Source organism: Mesorhizobium sp. M8A.F.Ca.ET.181.01.1.1 (assembly GCF_004792025.1).
GTDB lineage: Bacteria > Pseudomonadota > Alphaproteobacteria > Rhizobiales > Rhizobiaceae > Mesorhizobium.
The window spans coordinates 15426-38407 of the sequence record NZ_SRTV01000005.1 but is presented as its reverse complement, the minus strand read 5'-3'; the positions used below and the strand labels follow the sequence as shown (position 1 = coordinate 38407).

Below are 22982 nucleotides of genomic sequence, written 5' to 3'. Positions count from 1 at the left end.
CGAGGTCTCCTGCAGTATCAATGCGAGGCCGGAGAAGCCTTGCACATGTCTATATAACCAGTGGCCACCCACACCTCCACGCCGTTCGAGACTGGATAGACCGCTCCAGCACATCAAGGAACCGGCCGAGCGCGTAGGTGTCGATACTCTCGATCCACAGCCGACGGATGCCGCCAGGCTCCATTTTTCCATGCTGCTCTTCATCGCCCGGACGGAACATATGCGCTGGCTTCGCCAAAACGACCTCCACGGTAACAAGCTGCGGCACGGACGGCACGGAGATCTGGCAGAGCTCCTTGCGACCGGAAAAGCTGGCACTGGAGGCTCGCCCGATCGCGCGATCGCCGAAACACTGGCCCCAGCCCTCGAAAGTCGCCGCGACCAGCCGCTCAACCTGATGCTTCGTCACAGGGCTACTCCGAGTGCTTTGCACTGCCTTCAGCCAACTCAGCAAGCCAGCCGTCACTGTACCTCACCGTGAGGACACGAAAGGACGGGTCAGAAGGAAGAGCACGGCGAAGATGAAGCGAAGGCCGAGTTCCGAGAGTAGCGGCGAGAGACATTCCGCTGAACCTCGCAGAAGATGATCCAGCCGCGGCCTTCGCCCCGCATTGTGGCCGCCTCGACAAAGTCGATCGTATTGATGTCGGCGGGGCGGCGCGTGACAGCCGGTTGACTGCGCCGGTCTGGAGTTCGGCAGCAACATCGGCTATCACAACCAATCCAGGCCGCGCTCGATCTCGATCGCAAAAATCAGCTTACCTTCGTGCGTAACCCGACCCTGCCCCTCCGGCGGTCTTGCATCGCCGAACCGCTCGATCTCGCACCGGTTTCTTAACTTTCCAGCGCATCTCGGATGGCGCGAATCGCCCCGAACGCATCAAAGGGAAGGGCTTTGGGGGCCTGGTAAACTTGGTCAGGCCACTGTGCCCGCTTCACCGGTGATTGGCCAGGCTGGTGTGAGAGCTTCACCGCCGCGAAGTCTGCTTGAGGATCAATATAGATCACCTGGCCACCATACCCCCACGCGATGTAGGCGCCTCTCTCTTGGTCTTCAATCCAGAAAGTATTGTGATAAGCGCCATTGGGCAGGTCTGAACTGGCATCGGCATAAGAACCGTTCGGCGCGAACAAGTCGAACAGAAGAGGCTTAGGGCGTCTTATCGCCTCGATCCATTCAGATGGAACGATCTGCCTGCCGTTGAGCCTGCCGCCGCGAAGATGCAGCAGCGCGAAGCGCGCGAAATCACGGAGTGTGGCTTGAAATCCACCGGACGACATTGAAAAACGAGACTTGTCTACGATTTGGCAGGCGTCTTCCTCCGCCCCCATCGGACTCCACAATTCGCTGCTGTACAGTTCCGGGAGAAACTTGCCTGATACGCGCTGCATGATTAGCCCTAGCACGTCGATGTTGGGGTCAAAGTACTTGAACCGCGCGCCGTGCGGCGCCTCCTGCTCGGTTATCCGCAGAATGGCCTGCCATATGTCGGCGGGTGCGTCAGGATGTCCCTCCGGGGGGCCGAAGTATCCTGTTGCTACAACGTAATTAAAGTAATCGTTGTTTGGCACGTACCACAAACCCTTGAGAGTGGCGCCCGCAGTCATGTCCAGCAAGTGCTGCACCGTGGCCCCGCGATAGGCGGTCGCCTGCAGTTCCGGCAGATACCGTGTTACCAGACTTTCAGGATCAATAAGCCCACGGTGCACTAGAATCCCGAACACCGTCCCGGTGATGGACTTGGAACCCGATCTAGCGATGTGTTGAGAATGCGGTTCCATGCCATTCATGTATGTTTCGAACACGATCTCGCCCTGGTGCAAAACCAGAAACCCGTCAGTATAGTCCCTCTCGAGGTATTCGCGGATCGTGGCGCGTTGGCCGTCGCTGGACTCAACTTCGATATCACCGATATCCCCCCTGATCCGGCTTGGAAGCGGCAGGACCGGTCCTGGCCCGCGCCAAACCCGGGCGGTTCGCGTAGATTCGCTTACGTGCGAGTATGTCCATTTGCTATAAGGCCAAAAAGACCACTCGTCGGGTGGGATCATAGGCGCACCCAGCGTCGCATCGGGCCGCCATAACTCGGGATTGGTCTGTGAGGTTCCGGCAACGCGGCGGTTGATATCTTCGAATTCCTGAGACACCGGAATGCTCCTTTGACTTCGGCCAATGCCATCACGACCTGGCGGCAGATCGCTAACTCTCTGAATTTCAGCCCTCATCAGGCCTATACTTGATCAAGGCGACACCGCCCGTGAAGAAGGTTTCACTTGGGAACGGACCTACAAGCACTTATCGGGATCACGCGCATGTTCGCCAGCTGCTGCTGTGTTGGACGAAGCAGCGTTTGCAGGTGCGTTAACATTGCGCGTCTACTGGCCTGGCAGCGAACCGGGCCGCGATCGGAACACCCCCAAGTTGTTCTCGATTGGCCCAGCCCGGTATCATCAGAAGCCTGCGTCTGTTTTAGCGGACGTAAAGCTGACGTTTGTAGTTCGTCAAAATCTCGCAGCCAGTTTCGGTCACGCGAACAGTCTCGCTGGTGCCGACGTCCGCAAAGCCGAAAGCCTTGACCATCGAGGGGATATGGAAGACCATATTGGGCTTGAGGATCCGCGTTTCCCCTCGCTTAAACGACAGGATGTGCCCTTCGCCCCAATCCGGCGGGTAGCTGATGCCGATGGAATACCCCGTACGCTTGAAGCGGCCTTCATAGCCTCCATCGTTGACAGTCTGCGACCAGATACTCCACACCTCACCGAGGGGGCGATCAGGACGTATGCCGTCGAGCATGTTTTCCAGCGCCCTTCGTGACACGTCCTCCATTTTCTCGAGTTCACGGTTGGATGGACTGACCACGGAAGCCCGCATAATCGCGGCGCTATAGCGTCGAACGGTGCCGGACAGTTCGAGGAAGACAGGATCACCCGGCTGAATCTGCCGGCCCGACCACGTGCCATGCGCATAGCTCGTGCGCACGCCCGAAGTCACAAACGGCGGGTAGCCGGGGTATTCACTTCCCTTGAGCGTGACTACGCGCTGGATTTCGGCGGCGATTTCATTCTCGTTCACGCCGGCCCTTATCTGGTTGATGCCCGCTTCGATGCCGGCCTCGGCAATCCGCGCTGCCTGCCGGATATAGTCTATTTCGGCATCGGATTTGACGACGCGGACCGCCTCGACAATCATCGAGCCATCTTCGAAACGGACGTCAGGGAGAAGGGTCTTGAGCGCTTCGTAATCGGCGATCGAGAAGAACCAAGACTTTTTCTCGAACCCTACCTTCGCCTTGGCAAAACCCAGGTTACGCAGCGTTTCCGCGAGCAGCTCGAGCGGGGCCTCGTGGTCCATGTAGCTGGTACTGTTATCTATCCACGAATAGGCCCGGACATTCACCTCTTCAATGCCACGGGTGATATGGAGGGGCTCCCCTTGCAGCGGGATAAGCAGATACTGGGCGGAGGCATAACCGAGCGTGTTGTAACCGCTTAAGTAAAGCATGTTCTCGGGGATGGTCACCACGAGGATGTCCAGATCCCGGGCTGCAATGCTTTCGCGTACCGCCTTGAGCCTTCTTTGATACTCCTGGATAGTAAAAGCCAAGTCTTTTTCTACCTTTATGGTGTCTATGCCGGAAACTTTCATAGGAGCCCTTCGAAACAAAGAGGCGCGCCACGCGCTGGACGGTGTATCGTAGCACCTGACCTGCGCATAACGTTGCCGTCGTTTCCAAGTTCGCGCAGGAAACCTGCGTTGATCTGGCCTTGATTGCTCAAAAGCCTCCGTCCTCGTCGACATTGCTGTTCCATCGACAGCCATCCCAACAATCCAAACCTCTGGAAAATGGCGGCGGGTCGGGCGAAATCTGCGCGAAGGTTGTGCCCGCGTCAGGAGCCTGGACTTCGCCGACTTAGATCACTTCACTTTCGGCAGCCTCGGCGCGCGTGCGGGCCGTCGGAGTGTTCTGCCAGTTGAGATGGCAGGCTTGTGATCGGGTAAGAATGCGGCTGCCGTCACCGCTGACGTCGGGTCCCCTGTCCGAGGCGCTGACGTCGCGGGCCTCCCGATGCAAAGTGCCTGCGCGCACGATTGGCTGCCCCCTCCCGGCTCGAAAGTCTGCACGCAATTCGCATCTATGCAGAAAATCCTCAACATGGGTGAGAAATAGGGGGAATTTCCCATGGTCTGACGGATATGATCAATCCTGCACAGACGAAGCTAGTTCCCCGCTGCCGCCAGCCGCGTTCGCGCCTGGAGTCTGTCCGCGGCGTTTGGACCAAGGTAAACCGCAATTGACGAGCTCCATGATTATGAACGGCAGTCCCCTTCCATTAGACAGCATCAGGGACGATTTCCCAGCGACGCAAGACTTTATTTACATGGATGTTGCCAACCAAGGATTGATATCTCGTACCACAAGAATGTCGTTCGAGGATCATCTGAATAACAGATTGCACGGGATAAACGATGAGCTTAGCCAATTGGCGGCCATCGAGAAGACACGCGCCAGATTTGCTAGATTTGTTGGTGCGGATAAAGATGAAATTGCCATCACAAAGAACGCGTCAGAGAGTATCAACATAATCGCCAACGCGATTGACTGGCGAGCCGGCGACAGCGTTGTCTTATGCCCTCAACTTGAGCATGCTAACAACATCCTGCCATGGCTCCAGGTGAAAGCTCTACATGATGTTGATCTGAAATTGGTGGAGCCGGATAATGGTGCCATTCCCGTAGATGCGATTGTCAATGCCCTTAATTCCAGGACTCGCGTTGTGGCGCTTTCGACCGCAACAATGGTTCCTGGTTTTCGGACAGTCACGCAACCCGTCGCGGAGGCGTGCAGGCGTCATGGCGCCTTCCTTTTGGCGGACGGGACTCAGTCGGTCGGAATTCTCCATACTGATGTCAACCGGTTGGGAGTAGATGGTTTGGCCGTCTCGACTGTGAAGGGATTGATGGGCCTCTACGGATCGGGGTTTCTCTACTGCCGCCGGGAGTGGGCAGATCAGCTAAAGCCAGCTTACCTCGCTCGCTTTAGCGTCGATCTCGGGAACGCACCAGAGTCGGCTCCCATTCTCAACGCCGCCAGGCTGCGGGCTGGAGCGCCTCGTTTTGATATCGGGCATTACAATTTCCCAGGCATGATTGCCGCGCACGCATCCTTGGGGCAACTGCTGGAGATCGGAACAGAAGCAATCGACAAGCACGTGACATCTTTGGCAACTCGACTGGCTTCAGGGCTGCTAGAAGCCGGACTGCCTGTCTGTGGCGGGCCTCCTGGCGACCACACTGGGAGTATTGTGGCGATTGGCGACATGGCTGCACTCGGCGGAACGCAAGAAGTCGCCGCCTACATACCGTCGCTGCACAGCTATCTTGCGGAAAACAAGGTCGTTGCATCAACGCGACGAGGGCTCCTTCGGTTCTCGCTTCATCTTTACAACAGCGAAGAAGAAGTCGGCCAAGTTATCGATATAGTCAAGAAATGGTCGAATTAGCTGCGCCAGATTACAACCGGATAGGAGAATTTATGTCATCGCAAAGCGCGGATACGGTGGCACTTCTTCAAGACCTTGTCAAAATTGAAAGCGTCAACCCTTCGCTTTCACCCAGGGGCAGCGGAGAACAGCGGGTCGCCGAATATCTTGAAGGGTTTTGCCGGGACCGAAACCTGCCTTATGAACTCCAGCACGTTGTCGACGGGCGCTCGAACTTCTTGACCTGGATCTCAGGCAAAGACCCTGGTCGGCGCCTTCTTTTCGTGGCCCATATGGACACGGTGCCCACTGATAATTGGGCTTCCGATCCATTTTCTCCCGAATTGAAGGACAATCGACTCTACGGCAGGGGGAGTTGCGACACAAAAGGTTCCCTCTCTGCAATGATGATCGCCCTGAGTACCCTAGGTGACCGTCAGCCGAATGCCACAATTGTCGTTGCCGCTAGCATTGATGAAGAGTACCGCAAGATCGGCGCTCGCGCCATCGCTCTCTCCGGCAAGTCGTATGATGCCGCCGTTGTTGGCGAACCAACCGAGCTCGAGCTTGTAGTCGCCCACAAAGGGTCAGTCCGCTGGCAAATCGAGGTTCAGGGTGTCCCTGCTCACACTTCGAAGCCGCACCTAGGAGTCAATGCAATCTCAGGCATGGCAAAGGTGATATTGGCGCTCAACGAACACGGCGAGAATCTCGCTTCGCGCACCCAACCTTTGGTCAGCCCTCCCACTTTGACGATAAGTCTGATTGAGGGTGGCTTGGAATTGACGACGGTTCCTCCATCGTGCCGCATCTGGGTGGATCGGCGCCTCGTTCCAGGGGAGCGACCAGAGCAGGCATTGGCAGAAGTGGAGAACATACTGCAAGGTTTGCGGGATCGCGAAGACATCAAGGTCCGATCATTACTGCCCGCGCTTGAAGATCCTGCTCCGGACAGTGCCGAGTCAAGCAAGATAGCTTCTGTGGCAGCGCAGGCGTGTGCCGATATTGCCGGCACGGGCACGTACATTGGAGTGCCGTACGGCACGGATGCTAGTCAGCTATCTTTGGCCGGCATTCCCTGCATTGTGCTAGGACCAGGAAGCATTGATCGCGCTCACACAAACAATGAGTTCATTGAATTGGATCAGCTTGAAATGTGCGTTCAGATATATAGACAAATAATGCTCAGTTATTAGATTCGAAACTGCAGAGATAGCACGGATGCTTACGCGGCACGTCGTGAGAGAGAGCCGTGGTCCGGCTCGACCACTCTCAATCGGGAAGGGATCATCGCTATGAATGATCATTGTCGAAAAGTTCTGGTGATGGCCAGTAGCAAGGGTCTTGGCTTGGCCATCGCAAAACGATTAGCTAAAAATCGCTCGGAAGTCGTTATCTGTGGTCGTAACAAGGCTGCATTAGACCAAGCCGTAGGTGATCTACAGAAAATTGAGGGATGCGCTGGCGCTCATGGCATAATTGCAGATTTATCCCGGCGATCAGATGTCGACATGTTGTTGCAACGCACTTTGGAGCTCCTCGGGAGCATTGATTGCCTCGTCGTAAATTCCGGTCATATGCCGCACGGAACTATCGAAGACCTAAGCGACGATGATTGGGATCATTCCTACGAGACGCTTCTCATGAGTGCAGTAAGGGTGTCGCGAGCGGCAGCCGCTGCGATGAAAGCGTCTGGTCGTGGGGGCGATATCGTCTATGTTACCTCGGGAGGCGTGCACGAGGCGACAGGTCACCTACTGCTGTCGAACGTCATGCGTGCCGGCATAGCAGTATTAGCTAAGCACCTCGCAGATACACTTGCGGGAAGTGGCGTTCGCGTGAACGTTGTCGCGCCTGGTTATTTTGACACAGGCAGAGTTCACAAGAGAATTGAGGCGTTGATGGTCGACGAAGGTCTCAATCGAGATGCCGCTATCAAACGTGTGGCCAATACCAATCCCTTGGGGCGTATCGGAACTGCCGACGAACTCGCGGAGCTAGTTGGATTCATCGTCGGTGACCGAGCAAGATACCTGAATGGCACGACAATAGTGATTGATGGCGGGGGCAGTCGCCTTGTGATGTAGCTGTAGGTGGATGTTGGTGCATCCGTGCATCCCTCGCCGCATCCGACCTCAGCGCACAGGCCAGCCGAAAGAGGGCGAATTTTTTTCTGCCCCAATGCCCCTAATGAGCTATGCAGCCGATTATGGCTGGCTGCTTGAGAGCTTGGATTTGAATGGCACCGCAAAGATGGACTTACAGCGGCGAGCTTCCAGCCGCACGTCAGACTCGGAGACACTCACTCTACGGTAAACGGAAGGGTCAAGGCTGGCCACATGTCTGACCTTGACGAGCCGAAGGCTCGCTAGTAGGGAGCAGGACGCAAGCAACGCCAATGATCCTGAGCTATGCGCCTGATCTGCCCTACATGGCTTGATTAACGTGAAGCAATGATTTCCCGGCGAATGCGCTTCGGCCGAATAGACTGCTGCTGTTGATTGCGCCGGCTCACATTGCACCATCACGCCGCCGAGCGGCGCGTCCCAGCTACCCGGCGCGAGCAAAGCAGAATGTCAGTTCACCACTGCAACCGACCCTCGTTCCAGGAGCACGGCTTTCGAATCGCCGTTGCGTGAGTGCCAGTCCGACCGCTCATCTTAGAAGACTCTCAGCGGAGTTCGATTCCCTACAGCGCGAGGGTCAGGCGGCCGCGATAGGCAGCAGAACATACGAGGGGAACTCTTCGCAGTGATGCACGCTGTTGTGGGCGACTTCCCACTTCGTTTCGTCCCAATTGTTGCCGCCCGTATTCAGATTTCGATCGAAGCGAGGAAACGAGGAGCTGGATATCTCGAGCCGAATTCGATGACCGGGCGGGAACCAGTTGCTCGTGGCATCCAGGTCAACCTGTACTTGGTAGACGTTGCCCGGCTCCATCAGAACTGACCGGTCGAAGCCTTCGCGAAACCGAACGCGCAGTATCCCGTCGACGACGTCAACGGCACGCCCGTCCGGATGCACGTCAAGTAGTCTGGCCACAAAGTCTGTATCCCGGGCGGAAGATGAGACGAAAAGGACGGCTTTGACGAAACCGCTGACTTCAACTCCCTCTTCAAGGAGGTCAGACGTAAAACACAGAACGTCCTGGCGGAGTTCTACTTCCTGATAGTCACGAGGGCCCATCGTCGTCCCCCTTGAGTTTCCGCCATGAACCCCCAAAAACGGCACCGGATTGCCAGAGTCATAGACAAAACTATCGGCTGGCTCGTCCTCGGCAGGTGGGTTGAGTTCAAGTGCGCCATCGCCGAGGCGAGTGTTGGAATTTCCACCGCTTCGCAAGAACCAACGCTGTAGTTCCACACCGGCAGGTGGCCATTCTGAAGCCGCACGCCACTCGTTGCGACCCATGACATAGTATCGGACGCGGGGCATCGCCTCGATGCGGTCGGGCATTTCCTTCAGCCAACCGTCGAACCAGTCCAGGTAGATTTGCCAGCAATCTAAGCGTGCATCGCCCAACTCACGCTCACCGATGACTGTCGGGGCCTCAAGTGTCGCGGTCTTGCAGTGGGTGGCTGGCGAGAGAATGATGTGCTGGTGATCACGAGCCGCAGCGCTCGTCCCCCGAGCGCTGAAGAGGCGCCGCGTGTAGAGGGCGTCGGCGGCACCGACGTCATACCACGAGTTCACAAATAGGGCTGGGAGGTCAATTGCCGAGTCCTCGCGAAGGAAACCAAACCTGTCGAACCAGGGATCCCCAGGGTCCCGTGAAACCCAGTCCTCCCAATCCGTGGGCGGTGACCCGATGATCTTGAGGATGTCGATGATCGGCAGCGTTGCGAATGCGCGCTGGTACTCTTCGTCGGCTTTCGCTTGCGGCCGGGAACGATCCTTGCCATGGCTCTGATGGAAGTGGGGTACCCACATGCTCAACACTAGCGCGCCGCCAAGACGCGACCCGCAAAGGCGCAAATCCCCCAGTCGCTGTCGATCGCCAGATAGCGTGCCGCCCGCCCCCTCTATGATCGCACAGCGATGAGCGGGATGGCATAGCTGAGCGGTAAGCACCTGGGTGATTCCGAGCGCGGAGCATCCGTACGTGCCGACCCGCCCCGTCGACCATGGCTGGGAGGCGATCCAGGAGAGAGTATCGTAGCCGTCCTTCGCGTCATGCTCGAGGAGCGCGAAATGACCGCCAGAATCAAAGAGCCCACGAAGTTCCTGCACAATCACGGCGTAACCCTGAGCCGCGAACATCATGGCTACAGGGCGTGTGGGTTCGGGCATACGATATGCGGCCTTGCCGTACTTCGTTCGGATCAAAATCGAAGCGAGTTTGCCCGTGTACCCGAGAGGGCGGTAGACATCCGTCGCAAGTTCCACGCCGTCGCGCATAGGAACTCGCAACCCAGTTTGTAGAACCACTTCATAACGGGGTTCTAAAGGTTTCGACATATGGTGCTCGCAACAAGTCATTATTTGGCTCTCCACAAGAAGCTGCTCGCGTCAGCTGGCATTTACGCAGCGGAGTGACCGCTTCGACTGCTGCTACCGTGCGTTCGTACTTCGACCATACGTTATTGATGCAGTAGATCGGTGTTTTCCTACGGCCGGGCGCGTCTCCGCCACGGACACACGGGACGACGTTCTCGCATTCGGGCTTCACCATCGTTCGGAAGTTAAATCGTCCATCTCAGTCGGCTGCATTTGGGAAAGCCAGAGAGGAAAAAAGCGTCGCGTTACGTCTTTGGTCGATTTGGGAGCTTGGGTAGCGAGCTGGGGATTCACCCCGATCAGCGTGCGCCGGCAGGCGCTCTTGCCTGCCCCAGTCGGGTGACCTGCCTGGAATTCGCTGCCAAGTCGAGAATTCCCGCCGCCTACCTGGCCTCTCCTCAACACGCCGGAGTGCGTTCAACGCCAATATGGTGCGGCCAGAGATCAGTTCCCCCCGCTTGCCATGCGGCGCCCCTTTATGGCGCTTTCCAACCAGCCAAGCTCCATCTCGGGAACTGAAGAGAGCAGAAGGTCAGTATATGCGTCGAAGGGCGGGGTGAGCACTTCGGTCTTGGAGCCATAGCGCACGACCCTTCCTTGATACATCACTGCGATGGAATCGGCGATCGCCTTCACCGTCGCGAGATCGTGGGTTATGAACAGATACGCTACGTCCTCGATCTTCTGCAGACGCAGCAGCAGCTTGAGGATGCCATCAGCCACGAGCGGGTCGAGAGCGCTGGTCACCTCGTCGCAGATGATAAGTTTCGGCCTGGCGGCGAGCGCGCGAGCGATACAGACGCGCTGTTTCTGGCCGCCCGAGAGTTCGGCAGGATAGCGATCGACGAAACCCTTGCCCATCTCGATCTCGTCGAGCAGTTCCGCCACGCGATGATCGCGCTCACGACCGCGCATCCCGAAATAGAATTCGAGCGGACGGCCGATAATGGTGCCAACTGTCTGGCGCGGATTCATCGCCACGTCAGCCATTTGGTAAATCAGTTGCAGTTCGCGCAGATCGTCCGTCGAGCGCTCCGCAAGCCTCGGCGTGAGCGTGCGGCCGGCAAAGGTGATCATGCCGGATGTGGGCGGCAGCAGACCGGTGATGGCGCGCGCAAGCGTGGACTTACCCGAGCCGGACTCGCCCACCACGGCCAGCGTCTGACCGGGATGGACCTCGATTGAAACTTCCTGCAGCACCTTTACATGACCGCCGTAAGCCGCGGTGATATTCCTCACCTCGAGCACCGGACAGGCTGCCGGCCTCTTTTCCTGATGCTCGATCGAACGTACCGACACCAGCGCCTTGGTGTACTCCGTCCGCGGTGCCTCGATGATCTGCCGCGTCTCGCCATGCTCGACCATTTTGCCGTGGCGAAGCACCATGATCTCGTCCGAGACTTGGGCAACGACCGAAAGGTCATGCGTAATATAAAGGGCCGCGACGCCAGTATCACGGATCGCATCCTTTATTGCAGCGAGCACATCGATCTGTGTCGTCACGTCGAGCGCCGTGGTGGGCTCGTCAAAGACGATAAGGTCGGGCTCGGAGCATAGCGCCATGGCTGTCATGACGCGCTGCAATTGACCGCCCGAAACCTGGTGCGGGTAACGACGGCCGATGGTTTCCGGGTTGGGTAGGCCGAGGTTTTTGAACAGTGCTATGGCGCGCCTCTCCGCATCGGCTCGGGTCGCGATACGGTGCAGCAACGCGGACTCTATGACTTGCTCCATCAAACGAAGTGCCGGGTTGAACGCTGCGGCAGCCGACTGCGCGACATAACAGACCTTGTTGCCGCGCACTTTGCGCAATCCCTGGACGCCCCGTGCTAGAATGTTGCGCCCGTTGAGGAGGACTTCGCCCCCGGTGATGCGCACGCCGCCTCGCCCATATCCCATCGAGGCCAAACCAATAGTCGATTTGCCGGCGCCGGACTCGCCGATCAGGCCCAAGACGCGGCCTTTCTCCAGCTTTAGCGAAACGTCGTCCACAATGACGGTATTCTGCGGATCGCCCCCCGGCGAGTAGGAGGTTGCTTCGATCCGCAGTTTCCTGATTTCGAGCAAGGAGCAGCTTTCGTCATGAGGTCGTTTCATTGCCGCCTTAGGCATTGCCGCGCCCTCCCCTGAGAGAGGTGGTCCGGTTAAGGATCCAATCCGCGACGAGATTGACTGAGATGGCGAGTGCTGCGATGGCCCCGGCTGGGATAAGGGCAGCGGAAATACCGAAAACAATGCCATCTTTGTTCTCTTTCACCATTCCGCCCCAGTCGGCTTGTGGCGGCTGCACACCAAGCCCAAGGAAGGACAGGGCAGACAGGAAGAGCACGGCGAAGATGAAGCGCAGGCCGAGTTCGGAGACTAGCGGCGACAGCGCATTGGGCAAAATCTCGCGGAAAATGATCCAGGCGCGGTCTTCGCCCCGCAATTTGGCCGCCTCGACGAAGTCCATTGCGTTGATGTCGGCGGCGACCGCGCGTGACAGCCGGTAAACGCGGGTAGAGTCCAATGTACCCATGACTAATATCAGTGTCACCACGTTGGATGGGAGCACCGACAGCACGACAAGACCGAAGATCAGCGTCGGGATCGACATCAACAGATCCACGAACCGCGACATCGTCATGTCGAACCAGCCACCGACGACGGCTGCGGTGAAGCCGAGTATCGACCCTAGCGTAAAGGAAAGCGCGGTAGCGGCGGCCGCTATCAAGATCGTAGTGCGGGCGCCATAAATCATGCGCGAGAGCAGATCCCTTCCGAGATTGTCAGTGCCGAACCAGTGCTCGCCGGACATGGGCATCCAAACGTCCCCGACGATCTCGCCCAGTGGATGCGGTGAGATCAGCGGCGCGAAAGTCGCCGCGAAGAGGAACAATCCGATGAAGAACAGGCCGATCGCGGCACCGATGGGTATGCGACGCCGGCCTTTGGCGTGTGGGGCTGACGAGACGCTCATTTGGGATGCCTCAGCCGCGGGTTGGCGATGATTGCGGCGACGTCAGCGATGATGTTCAGGCCAATATAAACGGCCGCGAAGATCAGGCCGACGGCCTGCACGACCGGCACGTCGCGCTTCGAGACATGGTCAACAAGATACTGCCCCATGCCGGGGTAAACGAAGATCACCTCGACGACGACGACGCCGACGATCAGGAAGGCTAGGTTGAGCATTACCACATTGATCACCGGCGCGATGGCGTTCGGGAATGCATGGCGACGGATAATCTCGATCTGCCGCAGCCCCTTGAGCTCGGCCGTCTCTATATAGGCCGACTGCATGACGTTCAGGATCGCGGCGCGCGTCATACGCATCATGTGGGCGAGCACGACGAGCGTGAGCACCGTCGCAGGGAGGGCGATGGCCTCCATGCGCTCCAGGAACGGCATGCCAACGTAGACAGTGGAGATACCCGGAAGCCACTGCAGCTTCACGGCGAAGAAATAAACCAGGAGGTAGCCGATGAAGAATTCGGGAAGCGAGGTTGAGGTAAGCGCGAAGCCGGAGATCAGCTTGTCAATTACGCCGTTGCGATAGCGCACCGCCAGCAGCCCGAGGATGATAGCGAGCGGGACAGCCACAGTCGCCGCGCAGAAGGCCAGAAAGAGTGTATTCCACAGCCGGGGCAGCAACGTCGCGGTAATCTCCTGTCGCGAAGTGAGCGCGGTGCCGAGATCGCCAGTCAGCACACCGCCCAACCAGCGGAAATAGCGGATGTACGCTGGATCGTTAAGGCCCAGCTCGGCCCGCAGGTTGGCGAGCGCTTCCGGGGTCGCAGACTGGCCGAGAATGGCTTGCGAGACGTCGCCTGGCAGGATCTGCGTGCCGGCAAAGATTAGAATCGAGACAAGGAAAAGGAGCAGGATTCCAAGCGTGATGCGCTGGGTGATCAGTCTTACAATGGGGGACATCGCCGACAACCGCATTACGCCGTCAGCCAGCATTTGGATAGCGCGGAGTCATTCATGGGATTGGTGTGCTCGCCGCCATGGCCACGGTGGTTGAGATAGTCGAGTTTAAGTGACATGAGACGTTCCTCACTACTGTTCCCCTAAGGCCGACAAGGCGGCCGCGTATGGTGAACGTATCAACCTAAATGAGCGCGAAACGCGCTAATTTGCCTTTACCGACGCAGGAAACCGCCGTTTACTCGCTGCCCACGACCAAAAGGCGACGACTAATGGGGGGTGACAAATCCTCGCCTTATGGCCATCAACAGCAGTGGCTGCAGGCACCCTATAACGAGGGCCATCGAGTCTCAGGGCGCCAGGCTGCGCAAGGAAGTCGCGAAGCTGAAGGCGGAGCGCGACATCCTAAAAAAGGCCGCAGCCTACTTCGCGAGGGAAGTGACATGAGGTTCGCTTTCATCGCGAGGCACCGGGGCATCTGGCCGTGGCATGGCGTGCAGTGCGCTGGATGTGTCCCGCTCGGGCTTCCATGCCTGGCTCAACCGCAGCCCCAGCGTTCGCTCCCGGCATGATGAGATCCTCGTTTCCAGGATCGGCCGAAGCTTCAAGAGCAGCGACCGCACTTACGGCGCGCGTCGGGTCTGGCACGACGTTCTGGCAGAGGGGCTTTCCTGCGGACTGCATCGCATCGAACGGCTGATGCGGGAGAACGGGCTGCGGGTCCGGCCTCGGCGCCGCGGACTGCCGAAGGACACCGGAGAGCGAGCGGCGGTGTCGGAGAACCTACTCGACCGCGCCTTCGAGGCATCGGCCCCGAACCAGAAGTGGATTGCGGACTTCACCTACATCTGGACCGCCGAAGGATGGCTCTACGTTGCCGCCGTCGTTGATCTGTTCTCCAGGCGTGTCGTCGGCTGGGCGATGAAGGCCGAGATGACGGCGCAGCTCGTCACCGACGCTCTCATCATGGCGATCTGGAGGAGAGGCAAGCCGGACAGCCTGCTGCACCACTCCGACCAAGGATCGCAATATACGAGCGAGCAGTTCCAGCGACTGATGGCCGACCACGGCATCACCTGTTCAATGAGCCGGTCGGGCAACGTCTGGAACAACGCTGCGATGGAGAGCTTCTTCTCGTCGCTCAAGACCGAGCGGACAGCCCGCAAGGTCTACAGGATGAGGGATGACGCCAGGGCGGATGTGTTCGATTACATCGAGCGCTTCTATAACCCTCGGCGAAGGCACTCGATGCTAGGCTACCTGAGCCCCGTCGAGTTCGAGGAACAAGCTATGCTAGCTTAACCTCGTGTCCGAAAAACCGGCAGCAGGCCACTCCGCGGCAACCGCTTTGCCACTGTAATGCCGATATTGAGCACGCTACCTGCCTTGCGGCGGGGCATCGCGGGATGGGAATAGCGGCCCTCGAACGTGAGGGTAATTGGCGCGCTTATCCCCAACAAGCAGCTCGGCGAGGGGGGTCACCTACATCGCGTCACCAACAAGATCTTATGAGCTGTCCCTGTTCGGATCATGCGAACTATGCCTAGCCGATGAGAGAGTTGCCGGATAGCGTCCGAGCTGAAGGTTAACGACGCCGACGAACTAGGCCTTTAGCCAGCATTTGGTAAAAGCCAAGCTGTTCATCAGAGCGTCGTGCCAAGCGACATAGCCGCCAACCTTGTCGGAAATAGCGTCGACGGCCTGGTTGAACATTGGCACGATCACGCCTCCCTCATCGCGAACAATGATGGCTATCTCGCGATAGAGGTTCTTCCGCTTATCCTGATCGAGTTCAGCGCGCGCTTCGATGAGAAGCTTGTCGAACTTCTCGTTAGAGAAGTGGGTGTCGTTCCATTCGGCCGTTGACAGATACGTGGTCGAGTACATCTGGTCCTGCGTCGCTCGGCCTGACCAGTAAGTATTGCAGAAGGGTTGTTTGTTCCAGACCTCCGACCAGAAGCCGTCGTCTGGCACGCGCTGGATCTCAAGGGCGATGCCGGCTTTGGCACAGCTCTGCTGGTAGAGTTGTGCAGCATCGACCGCTCCAGGGAAGCCGGCGTTGGCGACCCGAAGGAGGATTGGGCCGTTGTGACCAGATTTTTTGTAATAATGCTTGGCTTGGTCGGTATCGAATTCGCGCTGGGGGATGTCTTCGGGAAACAGGCTGTATGCGTTGTTGACCGGGAAGTCATTGCCGAGCGTGCCGTAGCCGCGCAGGATTTTATCGAGCATCTCCTGACGGTCGATTGCAAGCTTTAATGCCATTCTCAGATCGTTGTTGTCGAAGGGCGCGGTGTCGCAGAACATGTTGAAGCAATAGTAGCCGGGACCCGAGACGGCCTCCACTATCAAGTTGGGCGCCCGCTTGATTAGATCGATGACCTTGGGCTCGACCTTGTCGATTATATGCACCTGGCCGGCCTGCAGCGCGGAGATACGAGCCGTCGCGTCATTGATGGCGAGGAGCTCAACCTGGTCGGCAAAACCCATCTTATCTGGCTGCCAGAAATTGGCGAAACGCTCGCCGCCGTACCGAACGCCGGGCTCGTTGACGCTCGCCTTGTACGGCCCAGCGCTGATGCCTTCGGCTGGATTGTCCTTCCCCCCATTCGGCTGAATAATGAGGTGATAGTCGGTCATAAGGTAAGGGAAGTCAGCATTGGCATCCTTCAACGTTACGACTACTTCGTCACCATTCGCGTTGATGGTGTCGATGCTCTTCAGCACGCCGAGCGCGCCGGACTTCGACTTCGGGTCAGAGTGACGCTCGAGAGTCGCCGCCACATCCTTCGCTGTCACGGCCTTGCCGTTGTGGAACTCGAGCCCCTTGCGGATCTTCATCGTCCAGGTTTTGGCGTCCTTGCTGGCCTCAACGCTTTCAGCTATGCGGTTCTCCAGTCCGCCGTCTGGCACCATCGCAACGAGATACTCGCCCCAGCAGGCGCCGAAAATCGATGACAAAGTCGAGAACGTCGCCGGATCGAGACTATCGGTCGCGCTACCTCCAGAAAGGCCGCCCTTAAGGATACCGCCGCGTACGGGCCCCTCCGCTCGCGCAGCGCTAGTAAGGAGCGAATTCGCAAACGTCGCCGAGACGCCGAGCGCCGTTGCGCGGCCAAGAAATTCACGCCGGCTCAGCCGGCCCGCAGCGACGCGGAGGCTGAGATAATCGAGTTCCTGCGACATTTGGATGCTCCTCGGTAATATCGTTCCCTTAGGGCCGGACGACGCGGCCACTATTTAGAGTACCATTGGTACCAGCATCAATGTGTCGCTTTGCATGTATCGCTCGTCTGTCCGAGCACAAAATCGGCGTTTTGGCCCCCAATCGCGCAGGATCCGTCACATGACCTTGCCGCTCGAAGGGGGAGTGTTCAGCAGGGCACGACGTGATCATGACCCTACCTAGATGACCCGCCCGCGCTTCTCGGTCACATTCGAATGGCGGGCGTGCGGTCCTGTGCCTCCGCAGCGCGCGCGTTGAAGGTGTGGCAGCCAACCCCGCCGGACTCTTAGGAAACGCGGCTTCGCGCGTCGAGGTGCCGGCCACTTGAGCCGCGCCACAGCGCGGCGCAGTGACCCGGTCGGTTTAAGCGCGGACTGCTGAGCTCATGCGGATCTAGGCCGTCCGTGGCTACAGGATGAGGCCCACGTCCTCAATCAAGACCCATGAAGCCGACGCGGCCAGCGTCGAGGAGAGCGTCGACACGTTTCATGTGCTCCTAATGTCGAAATCCTGATGCCGTTGCCCAGCGCGTGGCGCTGGGCAACCGGCATCAGGCCGTAAGTCACGCCGTTCAGGCTTCGAGCCAGCATTCCGCCAATGCGGAGGCGTTGCTAAAATCCCGCGCAGGATGCTTCACGAATCCCTTCACGCCCGGCCCTGTCGCATCGATGAACTGGTTGAAGAACGGTGCGATCACGCCGCCCTCGTCGCGAACGATGATGGCCATCTCGCGATAGAGGTTCTTGCGCTTGTCCTGGTCGAGTTCGGCGCGCGCCTCGATGAGAAGCTTGTCGAACTTCTCGTTAGCGAAGCGCGTGTCATTCCACGCCGCCGTCGACAGATAGGCGACCGAGTAAGCCTGGTCCTGCGTCGCGCGACCGGTCCAAAAGGAAGTCGCGAACGGCTGCTTTAACCAGACCTCGGACCAGTAGCCATCGCTCGGCTCGCGCTTGACCTCGATAGTGATGCCGGCTTTGGTGCAGCTCTGCTGGTAGAGCTGGGCGGCGTCGACGGCGCCGGGGAAGGCAACATCGGAGGTCCTGAGCAGGATTGGCCCGCTGTGGCCCGACTTCTGATAGTGGAACTTGGCTTTGTCCGGATCGAAGGCCCGCTGCTCAATATCGTCGGAAAATAGCGGGTAGGCTTCGTTGATTGGGAAGTCGTTACCCACCGAGCCGTAGCCGCGCAGGATCTTGTCGAGCATCTGCTCGCGGTCCATGGCGAGCTTGAGCGCCATCCTGAGATCGTTGTTGTCGAAGGGAGGCGTGTCGCAGAACATGTTAAAGCAATAGTAGCCGCGCCCCGAAACGTTCTGGACGGTCACGCCGGGGATACGTTTGACCAGGTCGACGACCTTCGGCTCTACGCGGTCGATCATGTGGACCTGGTTGCTTCGCAAGGCCGAAATGCGCGCCGTGGCGTCGTTGATGACGGTTATCTCGATCTGATCGGCATGGCCGCGCTTGTCGCCCTGCCAGTAGTTCTTGAATCTTTCGCCCCCGTGCCGTACGCCGGGCTCGTTGACCGTGACCTTGTAGGGGCCGGCGCCGATGCCGGCGGCCGGATCGTCCTTGCCCCCGTTTGGCTGAATGACGAGATGATAATCGGTCATCATATAAGGGAAATCAGCATTGCCGCCCTTCAGCGTCACCACGACCTCGTCGCCATTCGCCTTAATCGTGTCGATGGTCCCTAGCAAGCCCAGCGCGCCGGATTTTGATTTCGCGTCGGAGTGACGCTCAAGTGTCGCCACCACATCTTGCGCTGTAACGGTCTTGCCGTTGTGGAACTCGACACCCTTGCGGATCTTCATCGTCCAGGTCCTGGCGTCCTTGGACGAACCGACTTCCTCGGCGAGACGGCTTTCGACGCCACCGTCGGGGGTCAGTTCCATCAGCAACTCGCCCCAACATTTGCTGAAGGCAATCGCGACCGAGGCTGAGAAGGCCCCTGGGTCGAGGCTGTCGGTCGCCGCACCGCCCTGGAGGCCGGCTTTCAGAATGCCGCCCCTTTGCGGCACCTGCGCCTTCGCGCCGCCGGCAAGAAGCGAGTTGGCGAAGGCGGCGCTCACGCCGAGCGCCGTCGCACGGCCGAGAAATTCACGCCGGCTCAGCCCGCCCGCAGCGACGCGGAGGCTAAGATAGTCAAGTTCCTGCGACATTTGGATGCTCCTCATTTCAGACATGTTCCCTTGGGGCCGGACAATGCGGCCTCTATTTTGAGTACAGTACCAGCACCAATGTGCCGCATTGAACGAACTGTCCTTCTAACGCCGCAGGAAATCGGCGTTTAAGGCGTCATTCGCGCACGATCGCCCAGATGACCGGTCTGAAACACGGGGAATTGAGCGGAGTTATCACAACCGTAAGCGCCGGACATTCGACGTGAGCCGACGTGATCGGGCAACCAGGAAAAGCGTAAAGCCGCCTTCCAGGCCGGCCGACGGGCTCACTCCTTGAGCCGTCGCCTTGGATGCATGAATTTCGTGGTGGACGTCTTGAGTAGCAGACGACTGCGGGGCCGGCTTCAAACACGCAACCGTCGCCCCGTATACGTCGAGTTGAATGTCTTCAGCACCTTCAAGTCCGTCCGATCGACCTTCGGTTAAGCGGCTTTCTGAATACGATATGCTTTTCCAGCGAAGACCACGCCGTGCTGAGGCCGCGAACGGTTGCGCTTGGCTTCGTCTGCGAGCAACATCGCAAGCGCGCAGCCAGTGCGGCCGAGATCCAGCATTGATTTCGCACGTTCGTGACTACTTACCGCCAACAAGCAGCTCGAATAGCGGTGCCAACGTGGGCCGCCTATCAAGGTCCTCGACGAATTCCCCAATCGACTCGAGCTGTGTATCGGAGAACGGCAACATGGACGTTTCGGCGCAAGCTTTGAGTTTACGCATGCCATCGGCGAGCGAAGCCGGATTGTCCGGATGGCCGAATGGCTTGTCAATCCGAATGAAATGTTCTGCGCCGCCCCTTAGCTTCACAGTAACTGCTGTCGGCGAATTTTGATGCAGACCGTGAGTACGATCGATCTCTGGATCAACTTCAATCTTCGTGACAGCCATGATGCGGCGCACAGCCGGATCCTCAAATGCTTCCGGATGGAAATCGTTGATTCCTACTCTGCCGTGTTGGGCCGCGACAGAGATGACGTAAGGCAGGCTGAAGCGCGCGACGACCGGGTCCTTTGGGTTCCACTTTTGGTCGCGCGGCTGTACCACATAACTCTCAGCGACGAGACGGTTCACCCCGAGCTCAAGTGAGACAATATCCTCCCCCTTGAAGCCGTGCTTGTCGCGCAATTGCTTCAGTCCATCGATCCCGGGATGCATAGCCCTGCAAGCCGGCCAAGCTTTGAAGCTGATCTCAGTGTTCACATAATCCTCACCAAGCTTCTCCATAAGCAAATCGACGTCGTAGCTCGGTTCGAAGGCTCTGTAGAAGCCATACTTACCAAAGAACGGCTCCCGCGGACCGTTGAAACCCACCATAGCAGACAGGGCCGATTCCACCCCCGAACGCGCCCGCAATCCTTGTTGCAGCGCCACAGTGTGCGCGCCTTCCTCATACATCTGTACTTCCCCGGCGGCGTGGGCGTAAGCGATGCCGAATGCATTACGGGTTTTCTCTTCATCGAGCCGCAGCAATTTTGTGCTAACCGCGGTGGTGCCCCACACTGCGACAATATTATCGCGGCCGGTTTTCAAAGAATGGCTCGTCACGCTACGCGCAAGACGCATGTGCAGATCCATAGCCGTCGCTAATGCGATGAGCAATTCGCTCCCGGTAATCGAAGGATCGCGTTCCGCGAGCGCCAGCGCCGGCGGCACATTGTAAGCGCTGGCGTGGCAGCCGTTGATACAAAGCTCGTAGGTATCATCAAAGTCGATGGCTCTAGCTGTGGTGGCGTTGACAAGGACCGCCAAGCAGGCAGGAAGCTTTTCTCCAGAAACCCAGACGGTGCATTCTGCCTTGCCGCCGGACAAGCTGCCCAGCCGACGAGCGAAGTGCGCGATCTGGTCATCCGATCCGCCGATCGCGCTGGCAAGCGTGTCGAGAATGGAAAGTTTCGCGCGTTCAATCGACTCCTTAGGTATTGTCTCTTTGTGCGTTTCAATAACGTGCCTGATGAGTTGCGCCGTCAAATCCATCGTCAAAACTCCTGCCCTAATTAACAGAATACCGGCAAACATGTAGGTACAACTGCCCTGCCCCCGGTCGAGATTGCCATGGCATGCGTTGCCAATCAGCTTTGATTGAGCGACCCTCAGTTTGTTCTGCATATCTCTTCCTCAGAAACAGATGGCGCACCCGCGCAAGGGCGTTGCAGTATTCGCCCCCGCAGCCACCTGGGATCGAACAGTTGCTAGTTTCCCTTAGTTGGTGATTTAGCAGTCCAGTGCCGGATGAGTCTGTTCACTGCTTCGCTCTGGTCGATCTGGACGTCATGCCCCGCATTGTTCAGCAGGTGGAAATCCGAATTCTTGATCAGCTTTGCCAGCTTTATACCGCGGTCAGGCGGCACTGTGGGGTCGTTCTTGGACCAGATAATCAATGTCTCGGCCCGAAGCCGATCAAGGTACGGGAACACATGGGTTTGCTGCAGCACAACATACAGACGGAGATTGGTTTCTTCTTCGGGCAGGCTCTGGAGAATCTCGTATTGCCCGCGCGCCGCGGCCCGCCGATAGGCCTCTCTCTTAGCCTCTTCCACATCCTGCCCATAGGCGCGGGTGCTCTTTCGCCAGGCGGCGACGTATTCCTCTTCGCTCGGCATCGGACTGGAATTGTCGTAAGCTTCCGTATAGGCCTGCCACCAAGTTTCGTCGCGGTCGTCCCCATAGGCCGGAGAGACGGAACTGGCTGTCAGCAATACAAGCCTCGAGACAAGATCCGGACGCAGGATCGCGACCCGCGCGGCGACGAATGACCCTTCTGAATGACCGACGAGGGTGATCTGCTTCAACCCCAGCGCTTCGATGAAGCCAATCACGTGGTCTACACGACCAAGGCGATTTACGAATTTTTGATCGGCGGGATAATCGGTCCCGCCACACTGCAGTTGATCTACCGCGATAACCCTGAACTGATCGGATAGGTCGTTGAGCTGACGCACAAAGGAACTTTTTCCGTCTGCGCCGAAGCCGGCACCGTGCAGGGATACGATAGGCTCGCCTATTCCGCTCTCATAGTATGAGGTCCCGATACCACTGACTGAAATGCTGCGTTCAGAGATCATCTTTTTCCTTGACGTAAGACGAGCCGCAGGCCTTGAAGCGCTGTGCGGAAACTGCAGCCTGCCAGCGAGCGCCCCAACCCTACCAAGCCCGCGGTCACCATGCTGCGCAAAGTTTTACTTTGTCGCGCAGGAAACCGGCGTTTTTGGGGCGCTGTCCCTCCACTGGACAGACCAAAGGAACGGAAAAACAGGTACTGGATTGTGGCACCGCCATGTGCTGGCCGTATTTGCCTAGAGTTCTGCAAATTCGCTGAGCGAGTAGTGCTGGTTGCGGGTAACAGCATCGCAGCACCGCATCGGATGTCGCGCCGCCAGGATGCGGTGGAAGTCGAAGCCGCCGAGCGCAACTGTGAACTGCGGCCTCGAGGCAGCCGAGGAGGAGCCCAAGTGGCACCGACCCACCCATTTCCGGCCCAGGCATCACACGGCATCACCTATCACCGTAACCTCCTTCGCCACTGCCATCTAAGATGATCGGGGCAACATAAAAAAACTTCGATCCATTGGCGTGGATCGGTCCGATGACGGGCGCATCTCAAGAAATCGATACCATGCCTCTTCCGATGCGCCGAGGGCGATGATGGCCTCACCCGTAGCAGCCGGGCCGTTCCCAATCACGCGGTCG

At 58.3% G+C, this 22982-nt stretch carries 14 protein-coding genes and 2 pseudogenes; 4 read left to right on the top strand and 12 right to left on the bottom strand.

From position 1 onward, the window contains the following. Window positions 1-49: 49 nt before the first annotated feature. From EN824_RS18715 to EN824_RS18700, 4 genes and pseudogenes are all read right to left on the bottom strand, one after another. Window positions 50-409, bottom strand: coding sequence for a hypothetical protein (locus EN824_RS18715; RefSeq protein ID WP_128314541.1), 360 nt, complete (start codon window positions 407-409; stop codon window positions 50-52). Between the two features lie 75 nt (window positions 410-484). Continuing rightward, window positions 485-677: pseudogene (locus tag EN824_RS36000) on the bottom strand (ABC transporter permease); the annotation flags it as partial. A gap of 157 nt (window positions 678-834) precedes the next feature. Further along, window positions 835-2148 (bottom strand): serine hydrolase, encoded by a 1314-nt coding sequence (locus tag EN824_RS18705; protein WP_189341900.1) that lies wholly within the window; start codon window positions 2146-2148, stop codon window positions 835-837. Window positions 2149-2470: 322 nt separating this feature from the next. Next, on the bottom strand, window positions 2471-3649 hold the full coding sequence (locus tag EN824_RS18700; protein WP_095489431.1) for a Xaa-Pro peptidase family protein: 1179 nt from the start codon (window positions 3647-3649) through the stop codon (window positions 2471-2473). 665 nt (window positions 3650-4314) lie between these two features. Between EN824_RS18700 and EN824_RS18695 the strand changes: the two genes are divergently transcribed. The 3 genes from EN824_RS18695 (at window position 4315) to EN824_RS18685 (ending at window position 7571) form a co-directional block, all read left to right on the top strand. Then, a complete protein-coding gene (locus EN824_RS18695; RefSeq protein WP_245501459.1) occupies window positions 4315-5505 on the top strand; it encodes an aminotransferase class V-fold PLP-dependent enzyme in 1191 nt (396 codons plus the stop codon). A gap of 32 nt (window positions 5506-5537) precedes the next feature. Further along, the gene (locus tag EN824_RS18690) at window positions 5538-6680 is read left to right on the top strand and encodes a M20 family metallopeptidase (RefSeq protein ID WP_095489429.1); all 1143 of its coding nucleotides are present in this window, start codon (window positions 5538-5540) and stop codon (window positions 6678-6680) included. A gap of 99 nt (window positions 6681-6779) precedes the next feature. Continuing rightward, window positions 6780-7571: an SDR family oxidoreductase gene (locus EN824_RS18685; protein WP_128288320.1), complete on the top strand. Its 792-nt coding sequence runs from the start codon at window positions 6780-6782 to the stop codon at window positions 7569-7571. Between the two features lie 616 nt (window positions 7572-8187). Here EN824_RS18685 and EN824_RS18680 read toward each other — a convergent pair. The 4 genes from EN824_RS18680 to EN824_RS18665 all read right to left on the bottom strand — a co-directional run bounded on the left by EN824_RS18680 (window position 8188) and on the right by EN824_RS18665 (window position 13926). Beyond that, window positions 8188-9882: a CocE/NonD family hydrolase gene (locus tag EN824_RS18680; protein WP_189341901.1), complete on the bottom strand. Its 1695-nt coding sequence runs from the start codon at window positions 9880-9882 to the stop codon at window positions 8188-8190. 543 nt (window positions 9883-10425) lie between these two features. Next, window positions 10426-12093: an ABC transporter ATP-binding protein gene (locus EN824_RS18675; RefSeq protein ID WP_128314545.1), complete on the bottom strand. Its 1668-nt coding sequence runs from the start codon at window positions 12091-12093 to the stop codon at window positions 10426-10428. Continuing rightward, window positions 12086-12940, bottom strand: a complete 855-nt coding sequence (locus EN824_RS18670) for an ABC transporter permease (protein WP_128314546.1) — start codon at window positions 12938-12940, stop codon at window positions 12086-12088. The genes EN824_RS18675 and EN824_RS18670 overlap by 8 nt, the downstream gene beginning before the upstream one ends. Continuing rightward, the gene (locus EN824_RS18665; protein WP_245501460.1) at window positions 12937-13926 is read right to left on the bottom strand and encodes an ABC transporter permease; all 990 of its coding nucleotides are present in this window, start codon (window positions 13924-13926) and stop codon (window positions 12937-12939) included. Before EN824_RS18665 ends, EN824_RS18670 begins: the two co-directional genes overlap by 4 nt. A gap of 324 nt (window positions 13927-14250) precedes the next feature. Between EN824_RS18665 and EN824_RS18660 the strand changes: the two are divergent. After that, a pseudogene (locus EN824_RS18660) lies at window positions 14251-15192 on the top strand (IS3 family transposase); the annotation flags it as partial. Window positions 15193-15492: 300 nt separating this feature from the next. On the opposite strand, the gene EN824_RS18655 reads toward EN824_RS18660, so the two are convergent. From EN824_RS18655 to EN824_RS18640, 4 genes are all read right to left on the bottom strand, one after another. Beyond that, a complete protein-coding gene (locus EN824_RS18655) occupies window positions 15493-17076 on the bottom strand; it encodes an ABC transporter substrate-binding protein (RefSeq protein ID WP_128314547.1) in 1584 nt (527 codons plus the stop codon). 611 nt (window positions 17077-17687) lie between these two features. Beyond that, window positions 17688-19277: an ABC transporter substrate-binding protein gene (locus EN824_RS18650; RefSeq protein WP_095489423.1), complete on the bottom strand. Its 1590-nt coding sequence runs from the start codon at window positions 19275-19277 to the stop codon at window positions 17688-17690. Between the two features lie 594 nt (window positions 19278-19871). Further along, complete coding sequence (locus EN824_RS18645) at window positions 19872-21401, bottom strand: MmgE/PrpD family protein (RefSeq protein ID WP_245521000.1); 1530 nt, start codon at window positions 21399-21401, stop codon at window positions 19872-19874. Between the two features lie 83 nt (window positions 21402-21484). Beyond that, entirely contained in the window at window positions 21485-22357 is an 873-nt protein-coding gene (locus EN824_RS18640; protein WP_127396061.1) for an alpha/beta hydrolase, read from the bottom strand. Between the last annotated feature and the right edge of the window lie 625 nt (window positions 22358-22982).